The 1254-nt window shown below is 76.9% G+C and carries 1 protein-coding gene and 1 pseudogene; one reads left to right on the forward strand and one right to left on the reverse strand.

All coding sequences use genetic code 11. The features are described from left to right. A pseudogene (locus HO151_RS04585) lies at positions 1–356 on the reverse strand (DNA-binding protein); the annotation flags it as partial. A 141-nt stretch (positions 357–497) separates the two neighbouring features. On the opposite strand from HO151_RS04585, the gene HO151_RS04590 reads away from it, so the two are divergent. Further along, the coding region (locus HO151_RS04590) for a hypothetical protein (protein ID WP_173894831.1) at positions 498–1254 on the forward strand (757 nt) is incomplete at its 3' end.

The following is a 1254-nucleotide window of genomic DNA, read 5'->3' on the forward strand; positions in this document are numbered from 1 at the left end:
ACGGCCACGGCGCCGGGCAGCACCTCGGCGACCACCGGGTCGCCCGCGTCGCCCGCCATCAGACCGAGGAGCGTGCCGTACGGCGCCGGGTCCGGGGCCACGGCCAGCGCCTCCGCCGTCTGGAGCGTGAACCGGTCCAGGCGCTCCAGGGCGCGGATCACGGAGGCCCGGGTGCCGGCCCGGGCGGCCAGCTGCGTCAGGTCGGTCGGTACGGGGGTGACGAGGTCCGGACGGGCCCGCAGCAGCGCGGACAGGGAGGAGTCGTCGCGGGCCCGCAGGTCCTCCGCGAGCGAGCGGGGCTGTGCCCCGGCGGACGCCCCACCGGGCTCCTCTGCTGACTGCTCCTGGACGCTCATCCGCTCAACGGTAGCGGGTGGGCCTTCGCCGCCGGTCCCGCAGCGGTGCGCCACCGCCGTGCCGGGACCCGTCACCGGCGGCGGGCGCGGTACCGTCGTCCACGCGGGGAAACGCAACGAGGGAGCCCCGGAGGGGACTTCGTGGGGATCGAGAGCGACCAGCTCGTGTTCGACTATCTGAGCCGGGTGGGCGACCTGGCCCAGCAGAGACAGCTGCCGTCCGGGACGCGCATGCGGCTCGTGTCGGAGCTGCGGAGCGAGATCGACCGGCGGCGGGCCAAGGCGACGCTCGACAGTCCGGCGGCGGTCCGCCGCATCCTCGACCGCATCGGGACACCGGAGTCGGTGGTCGCGGAGGCGGGCGACGGCCCCGGTGCCGGTGCGGGCACCGGTGGCGGCAAGGACGCGGCGCCCGAGCGGGGGAGTGTTCCCTCACCGCGCGCTCCGGAGCCCGGCTCCGGCCGGTCGCCCGGTCCTGGTCGATCGCCCGGTCCCGGCCGGTCCGGGCGCCTGCGCCGGGCGGTGCCGAGACAGCGGCCCGCGGAGCCGGAGACGACCGGGACGGTCGGTCCCGTGCCCTCCCCGCCGCACCTCGCGAGCACGGAGGAACTGGGCTCCGGGGTGCAGCCCGACTGGTGGCGGGTGGAGAGCGGGCCGTTCGGGGCGACGGACAGCGTGCCGGGGTTCACCGGCGGCGTGGAGATTCCGGAACTGTTCAAACCGCCACCCCCCGAGAAGCCCGACAGGCCGGACGAACTCGACAAGGCGGACAAGGCGGACAAGCCGGGCGGATCCGGCGGCCCCGGCAAGCCCGGCCAGGTCGCGTCGAAGGCCGTGGAGGCGGTCGTCGAGCCGGCGGCAGCGGCGGGTGCGGCGGGTGCGGCCGGTTCGGCCGCCT

The sequence above is a fragment of the Streptomyces sp. 8P21H-1 genome (assembly GCF_013302945.1).